The organism is Flavobacterium lindanitolerans (assembly GCF_002846575.1).
GTDB lineage: Bacteria > Bacteroidota > Bacteroidia > Flavobacteriales > Flavobacteriaceae > Flavobacterium > Flavobacterium lindanitolerans.
In genome coordinates, this window is sequence record NZ_PJND01000009.1 from 162,564 (window position 1) to 180,722 (window position 18,159).

Annotated in this window: 14 protein-coding genes; 8 read left to right on the top strand and 6 right to left on the bottom strand. The window is 36.7% G+C overall.

The genetic code is table 11. The features are described 5' to 3' along the window. Nucleotides 1–21: 21 nt before the first annotated feature. The 4 genes from B0G92_RS13375 to B0G92_RS13390 form a co-directional block, all read right to left on the bottom strand. Nucleotides 22–1,221, bottom strand: a complete 1,200-nt coding sequence (locus B0G92_RS13375; protein ID WP_101472587.1) for a patatin-like phospholipase family protein — start codon at nt 1,219–1,221, stop codon at nt 22–24. Nucleotides 1,222–1,449: 228 nt separating this feature from the next. Continuing rightward, on the bottom strand, nt 1,450–2,355 hold the full coding sequence (locus B0G92_RS13380) for a glycerophosphodiester phosphodiesterase family protein (protein ID WP_101472588.1): 906 nt from the start codon (nt 2,353–2,355) through the stop codon (nt 1,450–1,452). Nucleotides 2,356–2,431: 76 nt separating this feature from the next. Then, nucleotides 2,432–5,173: a DUF7619 domain-containing protein gene (locus B0G92_RS13385; protein ID WP_180326449.1), complete on the bottom strand. Its 2,742-nt coding sequence runs from the start codon at nt 5,171–5,173 to the stop codon at nt 2,432–2,434. Nucleotides 5,174–5,345: 172 nt separating this feature from the next. Next, complete coding sequence (locus tag B0G92_RS13390; RefSeq protein ID WP_101472590.1) at nt 5,346–6,320, bottom strand: DUF4421 family protein; 975 nt, start codon at nt 6,318–6,320, stop codon at nt 5,346–5,348. A gap of 109 nt (nt 6,321–6,429) precedes the next feature. Here B0G92_RS13390 and B0G92_RS13395 point away from each other — a divergent pair, with 109 nt between their 5' ends. The 6 genes from B0G92_RS13395 (at nt 6,430) to B0G92_RS13420 (ending at nt 12,331) form a co-directional block, all read left to right on the top strand. Next, the gene (locus tag B0G92_RS13395; RefSeq protein WP_101472591.1) at nt 6,430–6,780 is read left to right on the top strand and encodes a DUF2200 domain-containing protein; all 351 of its coding nucleotides are present in this window, start codon (nt 6,430–6,432) and stop codon (nt 6,778–6,780) included. A gap of 831 nt (nt 6,781–7,611) precedes the next feature. Continuing rightward, a complete protein-coding gene (locus B0G92_RS13400; protein ID WP_101472592.1) occupies nt 7,612–8,388 on the top strand; it encodes a hypothetical protein in 777 nt (258 codons plus the stop codon). A gap of 43 nt (nt 8,389–8,431) precedes the next feature. Beyond that, nucleotides 8,432–9,253 (top strand): hypothetical protein, encoded by an 822-nt coding sequence (locus B0G92_RS13405; protein ID WP_101472593.1) that lies wholly within the window; start codon nt 8,432–8,434, stop codon nt 9,251–9,253. Nucleotides 9,254–9,329: 76 nt separating this feature from the next. Continuing rightward, entirely contained in the window at nt 9,330–10,160 is an 831-nt protein-coding gene (locus B0G92_RS13410; RefSeq protein ID WP_101472594.1) for a hypothetical protein, read from the top strand. Between the two features lie 95 nt (nt 10,161–10,255). Then, nucleotides 10,256–11,266, top strand: a complete 1,011-nt coding sequence (locus tag B0G92_RS13415; protein WP_245867883.1) for an META domain-containing protein — start codon at nt 10,256–10,258, stop codon at nt 11,264–11,266. 48 nt (nt 11,267–11,314) lie between these two features. After that, nucleotides 11,315–12,331 (top strand): threonine aldolase family protein, encoded by a 1,017-nt coding sequence (locus tag B0G92_RS13420; RefSeq protein WP_101472596.1) that lies wholly within the window; start codon nt 11,315–11,317, stop codon nt 12,329–12,331. A gap of 217 nt (nt 12,332–12,548) precedes the next feature. Here B0G92_RS13420 and B0G92_RS13425 read toward each other — a convergent pair whose 3' ends face one another. Continuing rightward, nucleotides 12,549–14,381: a hypothetical protein gene (locus B0G92_RS13425; RefSeq protein ID WP_101472597.1), complete on the bottom strand. Its 1,833-nt coding sequence runs from the start codon at nt 14,379–14,381 to the stop codon at nt 12,549–12,551. A gap of 39 nt (nt 14,382–14,420) precedes the next feature. Then, the gene (locus tag B0G92_RS13430; protein WP_101472598.1) at nt 14,421–14,837 is read right to left on the bottom strand and encodes a hypothetical protein; all 417 of its coding nucleotides are present in this window, start codon (nt 14,835–14,837) and stop codon (nt 14,421–14,423) included. A gap of 311 nt (nt 14,838–15,148) precedes the next feature. On the opposite strand from B0G92_RS13430, the gene B0G92_RS13435 reads away from it, so the two are divergent. Together B0G92_RS13435 and B0G92_RS13440 are read left to right on the top strand one after the other, a co-directional pair. Next, complete coding sequence (locus tag B0G92_RS13435) at nt 15,149–15,754, top strand: flavin reductase family protein (protein ID WP_101472599.1); 606 nt, start codon at nt 15,149–15,151, stop codon at nt 15,752–15,754. Nucleotides 15,755–15,825: 71 nt separating this feature from the next. Next, a complete protein-coding gene (locus B0G92_RS13440) occupies nt 15,826–18,123 on the top strand; it encodes an oxidoreductase (RefSeq protein WP_101472600.1) in 2,298 nt (765 codons plus the stop codon). Nucleotides 18,124–18,159: the final 36 nt, after the last annotated feature.

Genomic DNA, 18,159 nt, shown 5'->3' on the forward strand with positions numbered 1-18,159 from the left:
ATTTTTGTTTATGCATAAAACTCAAGTTTTCCAATCGTTTATGCCATCATTATATCTTATGTGTCCAAAGGTTGGCAACAGCTCATTTTCTCTGGTTATCGAGTATTCTATTGGCTGGTTAGGTATTTTACCTTCTTTCCAGCCCGCATAACATTCTTCCAGTTTTTGGATTTCTTCGTCTTTTGTCAGATTCATGTCCATACGATACAGCGTATTCAGCAATTCTTCCATTTCGGGAAGCGTATTTTTATCGGTATGAATCATAGGCGAAAGTCTTATAAACCGTTTTAATGCAGCGGCGTCTAATCCTTCTTTATAATCTTCCCCAAATAAAAACATAAAAGCTACATAGTTGGACCAGTCAGGCGGTTCATACAATATGGTTTTTGCCTGATTTACAATCGACATTTTAAAAAACTGCAATTGCGGCTTCCACAGCCAGAATTTATATTTTTTTCGGCGCTGTTTGATAGTTGTCTGTTTGATGTCATAAAACGTCTTTTTATCGTCATTCGACATCGATTTATTGGAAGTTCCTAAAGAAACCAGGGTTATAGAATCTCTTGGCACACCTGATTTTATGGCTTCAATGACTCCGGCAGCAATAGGGTTATTAAATCCACCTAAAGCGCCATCCCATAATTCAAAAAAGACTCCGGAATTCTTTGCTTTGAAACGGGCCGGAAAATCGAAATACTGTATTGGCGCATTTGAAGAACCGTGAATGGCCTGTGTGAGCTTTACCGAATCATAATAAGGACCGCCGCCATATGACCTGAAAAATTTCGCCCGATTATTTAAGGCGTCATAAGTACAGACGATTAGCTTTAAATCGGGTTTGCCAATAAAATCAGGAAGTTCGTTCATTTGTCTTTTGGCAGATTCCGTAAACAGTTCGCGAAACGCCTTTCCTTTTCTTTTGGAACTGTATTTTGGGCCTATACTTTTGATATAGTCTACGGGAAAAAAACGTTCCCAAAACGAATTTTTGCTAAAAATTTTTTCTCTGATTTTTTGGTCCTTGAAGAGTGCAATAGCCTTGTCTAAAGGCCAGTCTTCTACCAAAGCCGCAAGAATAATACTGCCTCCGGAATTAGCTATCACCATATCAAATTCTTTGAGAATTGCATGGCCAGTCTTGTCGGGATATCTGTCTTTTAAGGTGAGTAACTGTAGTAATGACCAGCTTCCGCCTCCGTCAAGCGATAGTATTTTATACATCTTGCTAATTTATGAGCTTCTAATTTAGTTATAAAAATAAGTGCTTTTGTGCTGGTATCAAAAAATAGCGGAAAAATAATGATGCTTGTTGTGCTAAGGAGAATTATTTTCACGCAAAGACGCAACGTCGCAAAGTATTAAATCTATTAGCTTTATAAGTTTATTAGAAATTTTTAAATCAAATACAATTATTATGTTTCTGAAAATAAAATAATTGATTAAGTTTATTTAAAGTCTTTTAATAACCTTTTCCGGATAATCTGTAATGATGCCATCAACCTTTAATTCAATCATTTTGTCGATGTCTTTTTCGTCATTTACAGTCCACGGGATTAATCTCATATTAAGTTTCCTGACTGAATCAACCAAAGCTTGATTGACTTGTCCGTAATGCGGACTATATATCTGCGGCTTGAAATCCAATTTTGACAAATTCTTTGTAAGTCCCTTATCGCCCGCTAAAATCGCGATAGTCACATCAGGATATTTTTTATGCAAAGCATTTAGTATGGCCGGGTCAAAAGACTGGATATTACTTCTGTTTTGTATTTCTTTTTTCTTAACAATTTCCATCACCATTGCAACAAATACGTCCGGTTGCGGTTGGGATTTGTCGTATTGGTCTGCCCCTGACTTGATTTCAATATTATAACGAATGGGTTTGCCTGGTCTGTGTTTAGCTGTATAGGCTTCCATATCGTCAATCAGTTCTGAAAACAATGGCTTATAGGCCTTGAATTTTTGCTGTTCCGGAAAATGCGTATTTCCTTTGGAACCAATATCAAACTTACGAATACTGTCATAAGGCATCTGATATAAATTATAAGACCTTTCCTTTTCACGGGTAACAGGCATCCCGTTAGGGAGCGATACATATTCGGAAGACATAAAAGGTTCATGAGAAACCACCACCTTTTTATCTCCGGAAATAACAACATCAAGTTCAATTACGTCAGCGCCTTTGTCAATAGCACTACGAAAAGCTTCCAGGCTGTTTTCAGGAAAATGCCCTCTGTCTCCACGATGGCCCTGAACTTCGATGTGTGATAATTTTGCAGTAGCAGTATTATGGGCTATGTTGCAAGAGGTAGCTGCCCAACAGGCAACCAAAAGAAAAGCGGGATATTTTTTCATTATTCAGTAGGTAATTGATTGGAAAAAGACAAATCCTTTCCGAACAAATATACAACATTCCCCCTACTTTGACTGGTTAGTATTTTACAAACTTAGCCGTTGCAGTTCCTTCATCAGAATAAATCCTGATAACATAATTTCCTGAAGCCAGATTAGATATGTCCAATACTTTGGTGTCGAAAGTGCTACTGAACGTCCTTACCGGTTGCCCCATTATATTATATACAGTCACAGATTTTATCAAAATTTCATCCTTATTTGTAATAGTTATAAAATCACTTGAAGGATTTGGAAAAATCATAAAACGGTTTGAAAATTCATAATCCTTGTCACTAAGCGATTCGATTCTGGTGGTTACTCTTTCTGTCATAACCGGCAAATTAAAATCAAAATAAATACTGGCGGCATTGCTAAAACTATCGCCCGGAGCCAAAGACGGCTTAGTCTTAATTTTAAAAGCAATATAACCATCATTAATATGGTCATAAAAAGGGAGATTGATGTCTTTAAAAACAAATTCAATCTTATTGGTATTGCTAATCTTGGTACTAAAATTATGGCTGCTTTCTATGGTTGAAAGGGTACTTATATCAAAACGTTCCGTATCGATAAGGTCTTTTACTACAATATCTTTTGCAACAAAATTGCCGGTGTTCTCAAAGCGTATAATATAATGCACATATTGCCCAATTATGGAAGAAGAAACCGAAAGTCCCTGAAGACAGGTTTTGTCATTAGGGTCAAAAGAATTAACTACTTTCTGGCGTAAGACAATCGTATTGTCTTCTGGCACAGCGTCTAATGAAGGTGTGATTATTGTAACTTTATAGTTAAGAATGTCTCCGCTATTAAGAGAAGGATTATCCGTTGGCCTATTCAATATAAAACGCAGTGCAATAGTACGCGATTCAAAAGGTTTTAAATTAGAAAAAGACCATATCAAACGTCCAGGATTCTGTGCTGTTGATGTGGTTATTTCAGGGTGAATTATTGTAGCATCGAATTCCAATTGAATATTTCCGGATTGTGTTCTGGTACCTTTATTTCTATATGAAATAGCGTAATTGGCTACATTCCCAGGCACTGCATCATTTAAAGGCAATAAGGTGATTTCAACGTCAGGATATTCTCCTTTTGATTTCAGGCAAAAAAGCTGCTCTAAAGAACCTGAGGGTTGGTCAGGAAATGAATACGTCATACTTGGTGGCGAAACATCAAAATAATCCGGGTTAGCGAGAAGAGGAATAATGGTTGTGTTGCCATCCAGCAATGGTAAATTATATTGCCCGCTCCTATCTGAAAAATATACCGTTTCAGTTGTTCCGCGAATTAATTTATAACCGGCAAAGGAAACAACGGTATCTTCTGCATCACAGCCATTCATGTCATCATCAAAAGTTGTACTGCTCTTCACGACATTATAATTACCACCCGGTGTAAAAGAGCAGTAAGAATTGACTCCGCATTCAAGACCAGGCAGTGCTGCCAACCATGCTTCTATCATATCTATCTCATCTTCATCGGCACAGATATAGCGAAGACGGGGCACAGTGGATAATGAATGCTCAAAAAAAGCTGTATTATCCTTTCCGTTTTTTATAAAAAGCGAAGTAAGTAATGGGTTGGAACCAAACTCCAACACTTCAACACCCGGACATTGGGTAATATCCAAAGATGACAGCCTGTTACCGTCAAAACTAGCCGACCTTAGTTCCTTATCTGCAAGAACCGTTAATGCACCGCTAAGTCCGTAATTACTGCATGGTAAAGAATCAAGCCGTTCAAATCCTCGTAAATCTAAAGTGGCCAATGGATTACTTCTAAAGTTAAGCCTCCCGATACTCAGCTCCGGACAACCATAAACCTTTAAATATTCTAACTGGTTGTTCGCAAGACTTAGCTCTGTTATTGCCGGACCGGAAACTGTCAGCGACAACAGTTTATTATTGTCTGCAATTACACTAACCAATTCCGGATAGTCAACCAGATTGCTGAGCGAAACCAATCGATTATTATGCAGCAACAGCCGTTTTAATTTAGTAAGTCCTGTAAAATCTAAAGCAGTCAGGACGTTATTAGAGCAATTGAGTTCTTCTAACGTTGTTTGGGCCGATAGGTCCAATTGTGCCAATCGGTTGTTATGGCAATAAAGTTTTTTGATAAAGTTTCCGGCTAATTGTAAGATTGCCAGTTGATTATTCTGACATTCCAAATCACGTAGCCTGGCCAGTCCGGTTAGATTAAGAATACTCAATCGGTTAAAAGAGCATTCCAAATCGCGAAGACGACTGTTCACTGAAAGATTCAAATCCGTTAGGGAATTATAAGAACAATACAGATACTCAAGGTTAGGAGAATTGTTTATATTTAGCGAAATCAAAGCGTTATGCCGGCAGTCAATAAAATTCAGCCCTGGATTATTCAGCACCAGGCTTTCGAGTTTGTTGTTGGCACAGGAAAGACTGTATAGTTTTGAGCAGGCTGATAAGTCTAATGAAACAATTTTGTTGTTTGCACATTGCAATGATGTCAATGAAGGTAAATCTGAGGTTGGAACAGAACTTAATTGGTTATCATTGCATAGTAAGGTAGTGATTGCCGTAAAATATTCAATTCCCTTTAAATTGGCAATTGAAGAAGACGATACATTGATATAACTAACTGCCAAAGCTTCTGCTGCTTCAATCTCACCATTTTCATTACTATCAATACGGAAGTATTGTCCCTGCCTGTTTTTGGCAATCTCATTCCCGGCATCAGCAGCCAGCAGTTTTGCCTTAAAATTAGCATCGGGAATATATAGCCCTTGACCCTTCATGCTTTGCCAAAAGCAAAACACCAAGAGGGCGTAATATAGTTTTTTCATGGGGGTATATTTACAAAGCGTAAATATATCTTAAAAAAATCATAAAAACCCACTTTTTGGGAAGTTAATTTAAAGAATCCTTATTAAATCATTCAATATGCAATCATTTCAATTTCAAAGCAGTTTATTCTTTTCCAAATAAACTATTAATACGTTTAGGTGCTTTAAAACGATATCCAATATAAAATTCCAAGAACTGCTGTTGGTCTGCTACATGTATTTGGGCATCAGAGTTGTATGAAAATGAATTCAGGCTTGTAGCGGCTCCGGCAAAAAAACGTTCCGTATTATAACCCAATGTTAATCTAAACAGTGTTTGAAAAGAAAGACCATCTATAACTTCATCGGGTTTATTGTCATTGTAAACCGTTCTTGTGCTATTAAATCCCAACCCCGCATAGGCACCTGCTGATACAAGCCATTTGTTGCGTATAATCCAATTATAATAATATCCAGGACCAACAGCTATATCAAAAATATGGTCTTTGCTGGGTTCGTTGTTTTTAATTTGCGTAAAATAGTAACTAATGCTGGGCACAAAACTGCCCGCGCTTTTTTGCTGCCATTCACTTTGTAGAAAAATTGTCCGAAACGAAAAATCCGGATTAAAGACATAAGAGGTGCTTCCTCCTATCTTTTGTACTTGAAAATGAGGAAACAGTATATTATTTTCTATTCCAATATCTTTCCTGTCTATATAAAACCCTTTAGTTTTTACATATTGTAACTCTTGCATCCAGGAACCAAAATAGAGTCGTGTTCCAAAATTATAAAACTTCGTATGTCCTCTAAGAGCGTCATCTTTATTGAAGCGAAGAAACTCTGGCGTATAGCCCAAATCTATTTCAATAAACTTATAAATTAGCGTTAGTGTTGAACGCAGCCGTTGATTGGGTGACAAAGTAAAATCCAGATGATTTGTTCTGTCTTTCACACGAAACGAATTAAAACTATTACTGAGTCCAAGACGTAGTTTGATATGGTTGTCATATTTTTCTATACGCTTTTCAGGCTTTTGCACAGCAACAGTATCTCCTATTTGCGCCTGACAAATAGTGGCATAAAAAACGATAAAAAACAGGGCATATTTTTTTACCATCTCGTATTCCTATTCTTTTATGCAAGATACAAATTAACACTTTAAAATAAGATGGAGTTATATAATATTGGCATTTTTGTAATTTGCATACAACTCAAAATAACTAAGTATGAACAATACAAGAATATATAAAATGTCATTTGCAAGCGTTTATCCGCACTATATTCAAAAAGTTGAGAAAAAAGGACACACCAAAGAAGAATTAGACACTATTATTTTTTGGCTGACGGGATATGACGAAAAAAGTCTCCAACAAGTAATCGAACAAAAGACAGATTTTGAAACTTTTTTTGCCAAAGCTCCACAAATCAACCCTAACGTTTCAAAAATCACAGGAGTCATCTGCGGTTACCTTGTTGAAGATATCGAAGATAAACTGATGCAACAAATTCGTTATCTGGACAAGCTGGTCGATGAATTGGCCAAAGGAAAAGCAATGGAAAAGATTTTAAGGCAATAACGAACACAATAAGTCATTATTGCTTTTCAACTATAGACTTTCGACTTTCGACTATCAACTAAAAAACTACTAACATTCTTTAAGTTTTTCATGATGAAAAAAATTAAAGAATTAGTAAGGCTGTTTTACGTAAAAGGTTTTTATTTTGTTTTAGAAAATAAATCAAGAAAAGTGCACTTCAACCATTAATAATATCTGTTAATCGATATTTTATAACATATTGTGGATTTTACACCCTAACTTAAGCCAAAATAAAATTTATTTGTTAGTTTTGCAATATATAATAAAAAAGAATACATAAATAGTATTCCGCACGTTAGCAACGACAATATAACCTTTGCTTAACAAAACAGGTAAGAATACCAAAACTTGTATGCTGATTTGGCCGAACAACACTCCCACCAGGTCTTATCTAAAGCATGACAAACAGACTATTTTTTAATTACTAGCTGATAATGCAGATGTCAAACCCGATATCAGGCTATAAATTAACAGTTTATTCTCACATGCCTAACGTATTCTAACGGCATAGAAGAAGCAACGCTGATATTATAGTTAGATGTTCAGGTTATTTCCGATATCACAGAATCAGATGTAATCGCTATTCTCAGATCCTGGAGCAGGAACTTGCGAATACCCTAATATGTCATATTCCTCCCTGTATTTGAATTTTGTTTGCAACACATTTTATTAGCATACCAAATAATTACTCCTGAAAAAAGCCTAAGCCAATCAATTCATTTTACGCCGTACCTGTTAATTAATTTCAATGGTTAAACCGTTAAAACTAAAAACATGAACATTCAAAACGCTTGTTTAATATTATTGTTTATGAGTCTTAGCCTTAATGGCTTTGCACAACAAACGGGTATAAATACTAAAAATCCGCAAGGCACATTACATGTTGATCCGGCCATGAACAACTCTCTCACCGGATTACCAACAATTGCACAACAGACAGACGATTTTATAATTACGAATACGGGTAATGTAGGTATTGGCACGATAACTCCCAATACCAGATTACACATTAACAGTACTACCTCTGGTGCATTGCGTATTGAGGATGGCACACAGGCTGCCAACAGGTTATTGGTTAGTGATGTCAATGGAAGAGGTATATGGATTACTCCTGCTGTTACAAAAGATGTGACGATGTGTAATTTTCCCTCTCCTGCTCAAACAATAACTTTGACAGGAACAAATAATGGAGGAACTGCCAATCCTGTATATTCCAATCTCTATTTGGATCTTGAGCCTGGCAGATGGATAGTAAATGCCGGTATTACGCTGGAAAATTTACCAACAGGCACAATACAGGGCTGGGGGCATGCGTGGCTTTCTACAAATAACTCTGGCGCTCCGGCACAAAATGGTTTTACTCATTTAGGAGCGGCCGGCAACAATACTTCTTATGCAGGCGTACTGCAGGGTGCTTTTTTAACCTATACGCCTGCAACGCCAAAAGTGGCTTTTATATCCGGCACCTCGATCATACAGGTTAACGGCACATCAACCTTGCGTATTTTTCTTATGCTGGAGAGATTTAGCTATACCTACAGGACAAATGCACCGCAAAATTATTTTTATGCTGTGCCCGTTAACTAATTACGACAAAACATCCGGCACTATTTATAACTAATACTTAAATATGAAAATTAAAGACATGAAAATACTAAACATTTGCTTATGGTTGCTATTCATTGGTTTTAGTTTTAATAGCTTTGCACAAACCGGCATTAATACCAAAAACCCTTGGGGTACATTACATGTTGATCCGGCAAAAAACACTCCTGCTACCGGAACAGTTACAACGCAACAAACTGATGATTTTATTGTTGATGACAATACAGGAAATGTAGGTATTGGTACAGTTTCACCTATTACTAAACTGCATATTAATAACGGAACCCCCAATCCGTCTATCACTATAACCGATGGTACCCAAGGTGTTGACAAAATACTCACTTCTGATGCCAATGGTGTAGCCACCTGGGTTATGCCTCCGCTTATCACATCAGCAGTATTAGGCACTTTTCCAAGTATCAGTTTACCGGTAACACCAACCGGAGCAACAGACCCCCCTATTTTCTCAACGCTAAGGATTGCTTTAAAACCCGGAAAATGGATAGTCAATGTAGGTTTGGTTTTTGATACTCTAGGTAGTGTAACATTCCTGCAAAACGCTTATTTGTCTACATCCTTGACAGGTGCAGTAACACAAACTAACTTTAGTCATTCAGGGCCAGGTGGTTCCAACACCTCTTATGTTGGTGTGATTACAGGCTCAGTAACTTATACGCCAAATACCGCAAGCGACAGAAAAAGCTATATCACAGGCAGCTCAATTATTCAGGTTACAGGTTCACCAATTAGTGTTATCAATCTAAGATTACAGAACCAACCAGCAGGATACTATAGATTTGACCCTTATGCCCCTGAAAATTATTTTTATGCCATTCCTATTAACTAGAATCTATCCGTTGGTTTCGCTATAAAATAATATAATTACCATCGTCCAAATATTCTGGCAGCAAAAAAAATAGAAAATGAGTACACGACAGATCTTTTTAATAGCATTGTTTATAGGCTTTAGCCTTAATAACTTTGCACAACAAACCGGGATAAATACTAAAAATTCCCAGGGAACACTGCATGTTGATGCGGCTCATAACAACCCGGTAACAGGAACACCCACAACACAACAAACAGACGATTTTATTGTTGACGAAACCACGGGCAATGTAGGTATAGGTACTATCTCTCCTAGTACTAAATTACACGTCATTAGCAGTACACCTGGCGCGCTGACCATTGCAGATGGTACTCAAGACGATAACAATGTATTGTTGAGCGATGCTGCAGGCAACGGAAAATGGGTAAGCCATCCTATTATGAGACCTAATGTCAGAGGCAAAGCCATAGCAACCGATATATATTCTGATGGTAATCCTGCAACACCTTACCGCTATACCGGTTTCAGCATCATCCTAACCGAAGGCGATTGGATAGTAAATGCCGGCCTTACATTTACCGAACTGGGAAGAAAAAGAGATGTCAGCCCGAATGTAAGTACGAATGTCGCTTTTTGGCAAAGAGCCTACCTTTCATCAACCAATAGCAGCACGGCGCTATCGCAGACCAACTTCAGCCATTTGGGACCCGCAGGCAACAATACCTGTTATGGCGGTCCAATGTATGGCCTTAATAATCGTGGTGTCTATGAAATCGGATATATTACCGGGAGTTCAGTAATCAGAGTACCCGCCAACACAAAGGCTACAATTTTTTTAATGATTGAAAACCAGCCGGTTTGGTATTACAGATACAATTCAGCTTATTATGAAAACTATTTTTATGCCATACCTATTACACAGTAATAAGAAAAACAGCAACAGTTTTTTAAGCGCAACAAATAAAACCTGGCATAGTTTGTGCCATTTCGATAAAAAAATAAATCTTAAAAATGAAAAAAATGAAATTACAGTTTGCAATACTTTTTTTGAGCATCAGTGCGTTATCCTTCGCTCAAAAAACCGTTACAATGAAGATAAAAGAAAATACCGTTCCTTGTGAAGGTGTAGCTCCTATGAATTGTATGCAGGTAAAAGAAGGAACTGCCAAAGAATGGAGTAACTTTTATAGTACCATAGAAGGTTTTGATTATCAGCCCGGATATGAATATAAGTTAAAGGTAATCAAAACCAAAAGACAGGGCAACATTCCTGCTGATGCTTCTGCCTATACTTACAGTTTAAAAAAACTGGTTTACAAGAAACAGATCAAAACTGCCAATGAAAGCTATTTAGACAAGAAAATGATTTTAAGCCAAATAAACGGCAAAAACATTAATAAGGGCAAAGTATACCTGACTATCGATAAGGCTAAAAATGCTATTTATGGCAAAAGTGGCTGTAACCGTTTCAATGCAGGCTACCAACTAAAAGGCAACCAAATACAAATAAATCTGTTAATGGGTACCTTAATGGCTTGTGACCCGGAAAGCATGCAACTGGAACAGGAATTTAAAACCGCTATGGAAAACAAAAAATTTGAAATCCACACACAAGGTACTGCAGTACATTTTAAGGATCCGAAAACAAAAAAGGTTATCCTGGCTTTTACGATTCCTACGGAAGATGAAATTTGGGCAGCTATTGACGGTAAAAAATGGAAACTGATACAAATGGATAATGTGGGAAAGGACTATGGAAAAGCAGGGCTTCAATTTGATGCAAAAAGCAAAAAAATAACCGGAAATAGTGGTTGTAACAATTTCTTTGGTACTTTTAGTACTGTGAAAGACCAGATTACTTTTTCAGCTTTAGCCGGAACAAAAATGGCATGCATAGATAAAGATGCTGCAGCTACTGAAACAAAAATGCGACACTATCTTTCTGAAACAACATTACGATTTGATGTTGCAGAAGAGACACTCAATTTTTATAAAGATGACAAATTAGTCTTAGTATTTGTTAAACAATAAAGTTCCTTGCCAATAAAAACAATTTAAATAGTAATTAATAACAGCCTAATGAAAATCGATTTAAGAAGCGATACGCTTACACTACCTACTCCACAAATGCAAGAAGCAATGAATAAAGCTCCTTTAGGGGATGATGTCTATGGAGAAGACCCGTCAGTAAATGCCTTAGAAGAAAAAGCCGCAAAGATGTTTGGAATGGAAGCTGCTTTGTTTTGTCCAACAGGCACCATGACCAACCAACTGGCAATAAAAGTGCATACGCGCCCGGGCGATGAGGTAATTTGTGATAAACTTTCCCACATCTATTTGTATGAAGGTGGCGGTATAGCCATGAATGCATTCTCTTCTGTCAGACCTTTGGAAGGTGATCTGGGAAGGATAACCGCTAAAATGGTAGAAGAAAACATCAATAATGCCAATGATGTACACCAACCCATTACACGAATGGTATCTCTTGAAAACACTGTAAATAAAGGAGGTGGAAGCATTTATGATTTTAATGAAATCAAAAAAATCAAGGAAGTATGTCATGCTAATGGCATTATCTTACATTTAGACGGGGCAAGACTCTTCAATGCCCTGATAGAAACCGATCAAACTCCGTTAGACTACGGAAAAACTTTTGACAGCATTTCTATATGTCTTTCAAAAGGACTTGGTTGCCCTGTAGGTTCATTTCTATTGGGTAAAAAAACTTTTATTGACCAGGCCAGACGTTATCGAAAAGCCATGGGTGGTGGCTGGAGACAAGCCGGAGCATTGGCTGCAGCAGGTATTTATGCGCTTGATAATCATATCACCTTATTAAAAGATGACCATCGCAGAGCAAAGGAAATAGGGAAAATGTTAGCTGCAAATTCCTGGGTTGAGAAAGTCTATCCCGTAAGCACAAATATTATTCTGGCACAATTGCCTCAAAATATTACTTCTACTGATTTTGTAGAAAAACTGAAGCAAAATGAAGTGTATTGTGTATCGTTTGGCAAACATTTAGTGCGTTTTGTAACCCATATTGATTTTACGGATGAGCAATTGGAGGTGTTAAGGACAAGATTAGCATTTTAAATAATAAGCATATACATTGACAACCGTCTCAAGATTGAGACGGTTTTTTATTTATTTATTCTTTAATGGTATTCTAAACAAAATACAATAAATTTTATTTTTTTCTTGCTTAGCGGCTCTGCGCCTGTGTGTGAAATTTTTACTCACAAAGATGCATAGCCGCAAATTCATAATAATTAAATCTGGTATAGACTTCCCGGTAGTTTTTTTAAATTATCTAATCCTTCTTAAATTTATTTACGAACGACGAAAGATTAGTAGCATAACCTACCATTATTTGTGGATAAAAGTCTTTTGAACCCAAGTGATAGAAACCTCCTAATCGGGCATAAATTCCATCATTGGAATTACGAGGATCAATCTTGCTATATAAATTAAGCTGTATTCTTACAACGCTTTTATCATCCATATTGGAATTCTTAGAATAGACAATTGGTATATTCTTTAATGAGCCTCTGGCATTGAGCCAATTAAACCCAAGATTTATATCGGCGCCAAAATTCAGTTCAGGACGTATCTCGAAATTAGTGCTAATTTCATGTGTAAGGGCATTCAGTTGGTACTTCCTTTCTTCGTCTGCATCTGCTTTTTGGATCATATAGCGAGCCCCTGCTCTGTAATAACGAACCCCATAACCGAAACTCCACTCCGTAGAAAGTGGTTTCAATTCGATATTTAGAAAATCCAACCCTATTCCTGCATTAATATTATTATACTTTATATAATCAAAAATATTAATCTCAAGTGTAGATAACTCATTCGGACTTACACCGTTTGGAGCATTGACCGGTGTCATAAATCTGGAACTGTCATCAAAGCCATTATAAATTGTTGCATTAATATCTGCCCGCAAGGCACTAAAAGCAGACCAGATACTTACATTTGAAATCCATAACGGTACCTTTAATCTTCCTTCTGCCAAAAGTAGGGAATTGGCATTTTCAGAATTAAGTCCTAAAAAATCAGAAAAAATAACAGCCGTAAAATAATCTGCCAATCTACGTTGCTCAACTTTTACTGAATCTCCTGCCTTTATCCTATAATCATTATTTCTTACAGAAAAATTGAAAGTTCTTTCAGAAGGGTAATAGTGGAATAAGTCATTGTAATTCAGAAAATATCCATCTGCGTCATCATCGTTTGGAGAAATTTTTACATATTGTGTCGAATTGATAAACCCTCTGAGCGGAATACTATGTCGTATATTTCTAGTTACAAATTCTCTGTTTTTTTTAGATTCCTTGTGTTTAAGCATGCCTATTACTTCTATATCTTTAGCCTTATTATTAAAAAACCTCACAGTAGCATAATTTGGAACAAAAACAGCATCTTCATCTAATCCAATAGAATCATTTTTAAAAATTCTCGATGTTATTTTATAAATCCTCACGCCTTCTTTGTTCAACTTTAAAATTCCTGAGTATTGAGGTTCCAGATTCTCTATCTTTTTTAATAGTGTAGAAATCGAATCGTTGAATTTTTTTGAAACTTCTTTAGTAATTGCGTCTTCATTAAATTTTTTACAATAATCATATATTAAACGGTAATCATAATCTGTAAAACCTGATTCACTATGTTTTGTTAATAAATAGCCCTTAAACTGAGATTTAAAATCAGCATATTCTATTTTAAATTCCATTTTATGTGTGGTTGAACATGTTGGTATAGCAGTATTGCAAACCCTTATATTAAAAAAATTCTTCCTTATATTAGGTTTTACACTAACTTCATAATTTTTACCTGTTGCAACCACATTTTTTATAAAATCGTAATCATCTTCACCTTTATTTTTTTTCAAAAAATCTTCAAGATTAACCCTGTCATTAACTTTAAATCCTGCTTTGATCATTGCAGCATGCTCCTCTGTTGTCAAAAACAGTTTCATTAATTCGTCATCAGCATTTTCTTTTTCATAAAAGTCTTCATAAAAAGTTGCCTCATCAGAAACATCTATGATCTCTTCTTCATTCTTAAATAATTTAATTCCAACTGAACCGTTCTCTGCATTTTTTTTCGATTTGAACAGAAAAAGTTTGCTGTTTTCAAACAAATCTTTGTCTCCTTCTTTGGATATTTCCGAAATGTATTCCTAAAAGGATACCTTACTCTTTATATAAACAATTTTTGTTTTAATAAGTTTTAAAAACTCTTCTTTAGGAAGGGTTTGCATAGCATCTAAAAAATTATCATAGGCAATCGTATCTTTCGGAAGAGTTATGGTAAGATCATTATTTATTATAAACTTATAATTCTTAATAAGTCCATCAAGTTTACTGTGAATAGTTTCTATAAAAGATGATACAGCCGTATCGTTTGGAAGAATTACTTTTTTTGAAATATTATCATTCGTAAGGTTTGTAATATGAACATCAAAATCGTCAACATCATTCCTTCCCATTTTTATTTCTATATCGTTACCCATATAGGTAAATTTAAATGTATTGTTTTGGGCGAATATCGAATAGCCAATAAAAAAAAACGCAGTACTTATAAGTATATTTTTCATCTTTTATAAATATTAAAAAAATAAACAATATGTTAACTAAAAAAATAAATTATGAAGCAATAAATTGATATTTTAAATAAATAAAAACAATTAATTAACTATATTTAACAAAAATAAACCATTTAAAAAAAACACCTTTACGGTTTTCCTCATCCCTATAAAAAAATTAATCTTACATTAAAATTTCCTTTTAAAAAGTAATAGTTCTTACTTCCTAATTTTTACACTATTCCTAATTTTACCCTCTTAAAAATACATACCCTAAAAAATAATTCTAAAAATTTCCTTTAATTTGTACAAACGCAAATAAAATGGAATTCAATCCTGACGAACTCGATCAAAAAGCCATCTACAAACTCATCAGCGGAGCTGTTATTCCGAGGCCTATCGGATGGATTTCAACCATTAGCAAAGATGGTATTAATAATCTGGCTCCCTTTTCATTTTTTAATGTTGTTGGAGACGACCCACCCCATGTCATGTTTGCAACGGCCCACTCCAACCAGCAGAAAAAAGATACCCTTGCCAATACGTTAGCTACCGGAGAATTTGTTGTAAATCTGGTTACTGAAGATATTGTTGAGGCCATGAATACTACCGCGCAGACTGTACACGCAGATATTGATGAATTTGAACTGGCCGGCCTTACTCCTGTTCCTTCTGTTAAAGTAAGTCCACCAAGAGTCAAGGAAAGCCCCATTTCTTTTGAATGCAGGCTTGTTCACCATTATTCTCTTGAAGGACACAAATATGGCGGCGCTACAGTTGTTATAGGCAGGGTCGTAATGTTTCATTTTGACGAAAAGGTATTGCTTGACGACTATAAGATTAATATGGAAAACTACAAACCTGTAGCAAGGCTCGCCGGATCGAACTACTCAAAACTGGGAGAAATATTCGCAATTAAAAGACAGTAACAAAACAAAACGAAATCTACCCTGCCAGGGTTGGAACCCTGGCAGGGTGATACTAAAAATATATACATAAAATGAAAATATCCGTAATAGGTGGCGGTCCCGGAGGACTCTACTTTTCTATATTAGCCAAAAAGGCCAATCCGGAATTTCAAATAGACGTCTATGAACGTAACAAGGCAGATGATGCTTTTGGTTTTGGTGTAGTGTTTTCAGACGAAACTCTAAGTGAATTTCTGTCGCGAGACCCTAAATCCTATGAATTGATTCGAAGCCGGTTTGCCTATTGGGACGATTTGGATATTGCACGCGACGGCCAAAAAATACGTATTACAGGAAATGGATTCTGTGGCTGTTCCAGAAAAACATTATTGCAGCTATTGCAGCAAAGATGCCGGGAAGAAGGCGTTATTTTACATTTTGAACATGTAGTAGAAGATTTGGCCGCATTTAAAGACTCTGATGTAATTGTAGCCAGCGATGGCATTAACAGCCTATTTCGCGACAAGCAGGCTACTGATTTCGGAACCACTTCCTCACTACAAAAAAATAAATTTGTATGGATGGGCTCTACCCGTCCGTTAGATGCTTTTACTTATTTTTTCCGAAATACACCCTATGGTCCTATTGTAGCCCATACCTATCAGTATGAAGAAGGAAAAAGTACCTGGATATTTGAAACTTCGCCTGAAACATGGGAAAAAGCAGGTTTCGTGACAGAAGATGAAGAAGGCACCATACAAAAGCTTTCTGAACTTTTCAAAGAAGAATTGGACGGACATGGGCTGATTTCAAATCGTTCGCATTGGAGAAATTTTCCGATTATTACCAATACTGTCTGGCATAAAGATAATATCGTGCTCCTTGGCGATGCCAAAGCTACTGCCCACTATTCCATTGGTTCAGGAACCAAATTGGCAATGGAATGTGCTATTGCCCTGGCCGATGCCATTACCGCTCATCCAAAAGATATTCCGCAAGCTTTCGAAATGTACGAACAAAGTCGCCGCAAACGCGTGGAAATGATACAGCATGCAGCCAAGGTATCGTTAGAATGGTTTGAAGACATGGACAGACATATTCAACAGGATTTTCTTCCTTTTGCCTTTGGTGTTATGACTCGTTCTAAGAAAGTTACTCTGGAAAATCTTGCTATAAGAGATGCTTCTTTTACGGACGCTGTTTTAAAAGATTTTAATAAATCTATTGGTAATGCTGAAACTAAAACACCACCGGCATTTACTCCGTATCAACTTCGCCAAATGCAACTGCAAAACAGAATAGTCATGGCACCTATGGAACAATATGCTGCCAAGGACGGATTGGTTTCTGACTGGCATCTGGTGCATTATGGCAGCCGTGCGACAGGTGGTGTGGGACTTGTTCTAACAGAATGCGTTGCTGTAAGTGAAGAAGGAAAAATTACTTTAGGTTGTCCGCTTATAAGTTCTCAACAACAAATAGATAGCTGGAAAAAAATAACTGATTTTATTCATCAGAACAGCAAAAGTAAAATAGGAATACAACTCGGTCACTCTGGTCGAAGAGGTGCTGTAAAACGCCCTTGGGAAGGTCATGATGAACCAATTGAAACTCCATGGAAACTCCTCGCTCCTTCTGCTATACCTTACAACAGTAAGATGCCGGTGCCAAAAGAAATGGACAGGCAGGATATGGAAAATGTCATTATGCAGTTCCGCAATGCAGCAAAAAATGCAGAACTGGCCGGATTTGATATGATAGAATTACAGGCCAACCATGGCTACCTGTTAGCCTCATTTCTCTCACCGCTAACCAATAACCGCAAAGATGAATATGGCGGAACCGTAACCAATAGGTTAAAATTTCCATTAGAAGTATTCAAAACTGTAAGAGAAAACTTTGATAAAAACCGTCCTATTTCTGTAAGGATTTCAGCTAACGACTGGGCTTATGGCGGTATTACACCGGAAGACGTGTTGGAAATAGCAAAAGCATTTCAACAAGCCGGAGCCGATTGTATTGACGTGTCCTCGGGATATACCGTGAGTCATCAAAAACCCGCCTATGGAAGAATGTACCAGACCCCATTTTCTGACGCTGTGAGAAACTCTACAGGAATTCCGGTAATTACTGCCGGAACCATACAGGATATCGACCAAATTAATACCATCATACTCAACAGAAGGGCTGATTTGGTTGCTTTGGGAAGACCACTCCTACTCGACCCGGGTTTTGTAAGGAACGCCCAGGCCTATGAACAATATCCTGCCGGAGATATTCCCAAGGCCTATGAAGCGGGAATCTCACATCTTTATCCTTATAAATTAAGTGAAAGAAAAGCTGTGGAAGGAATGAAGAAAGCGTTAAAACCGGAAAGCCATAAAAAATAGTTGATAATTGATAGTTGATAATTTGAAAATTGTAAT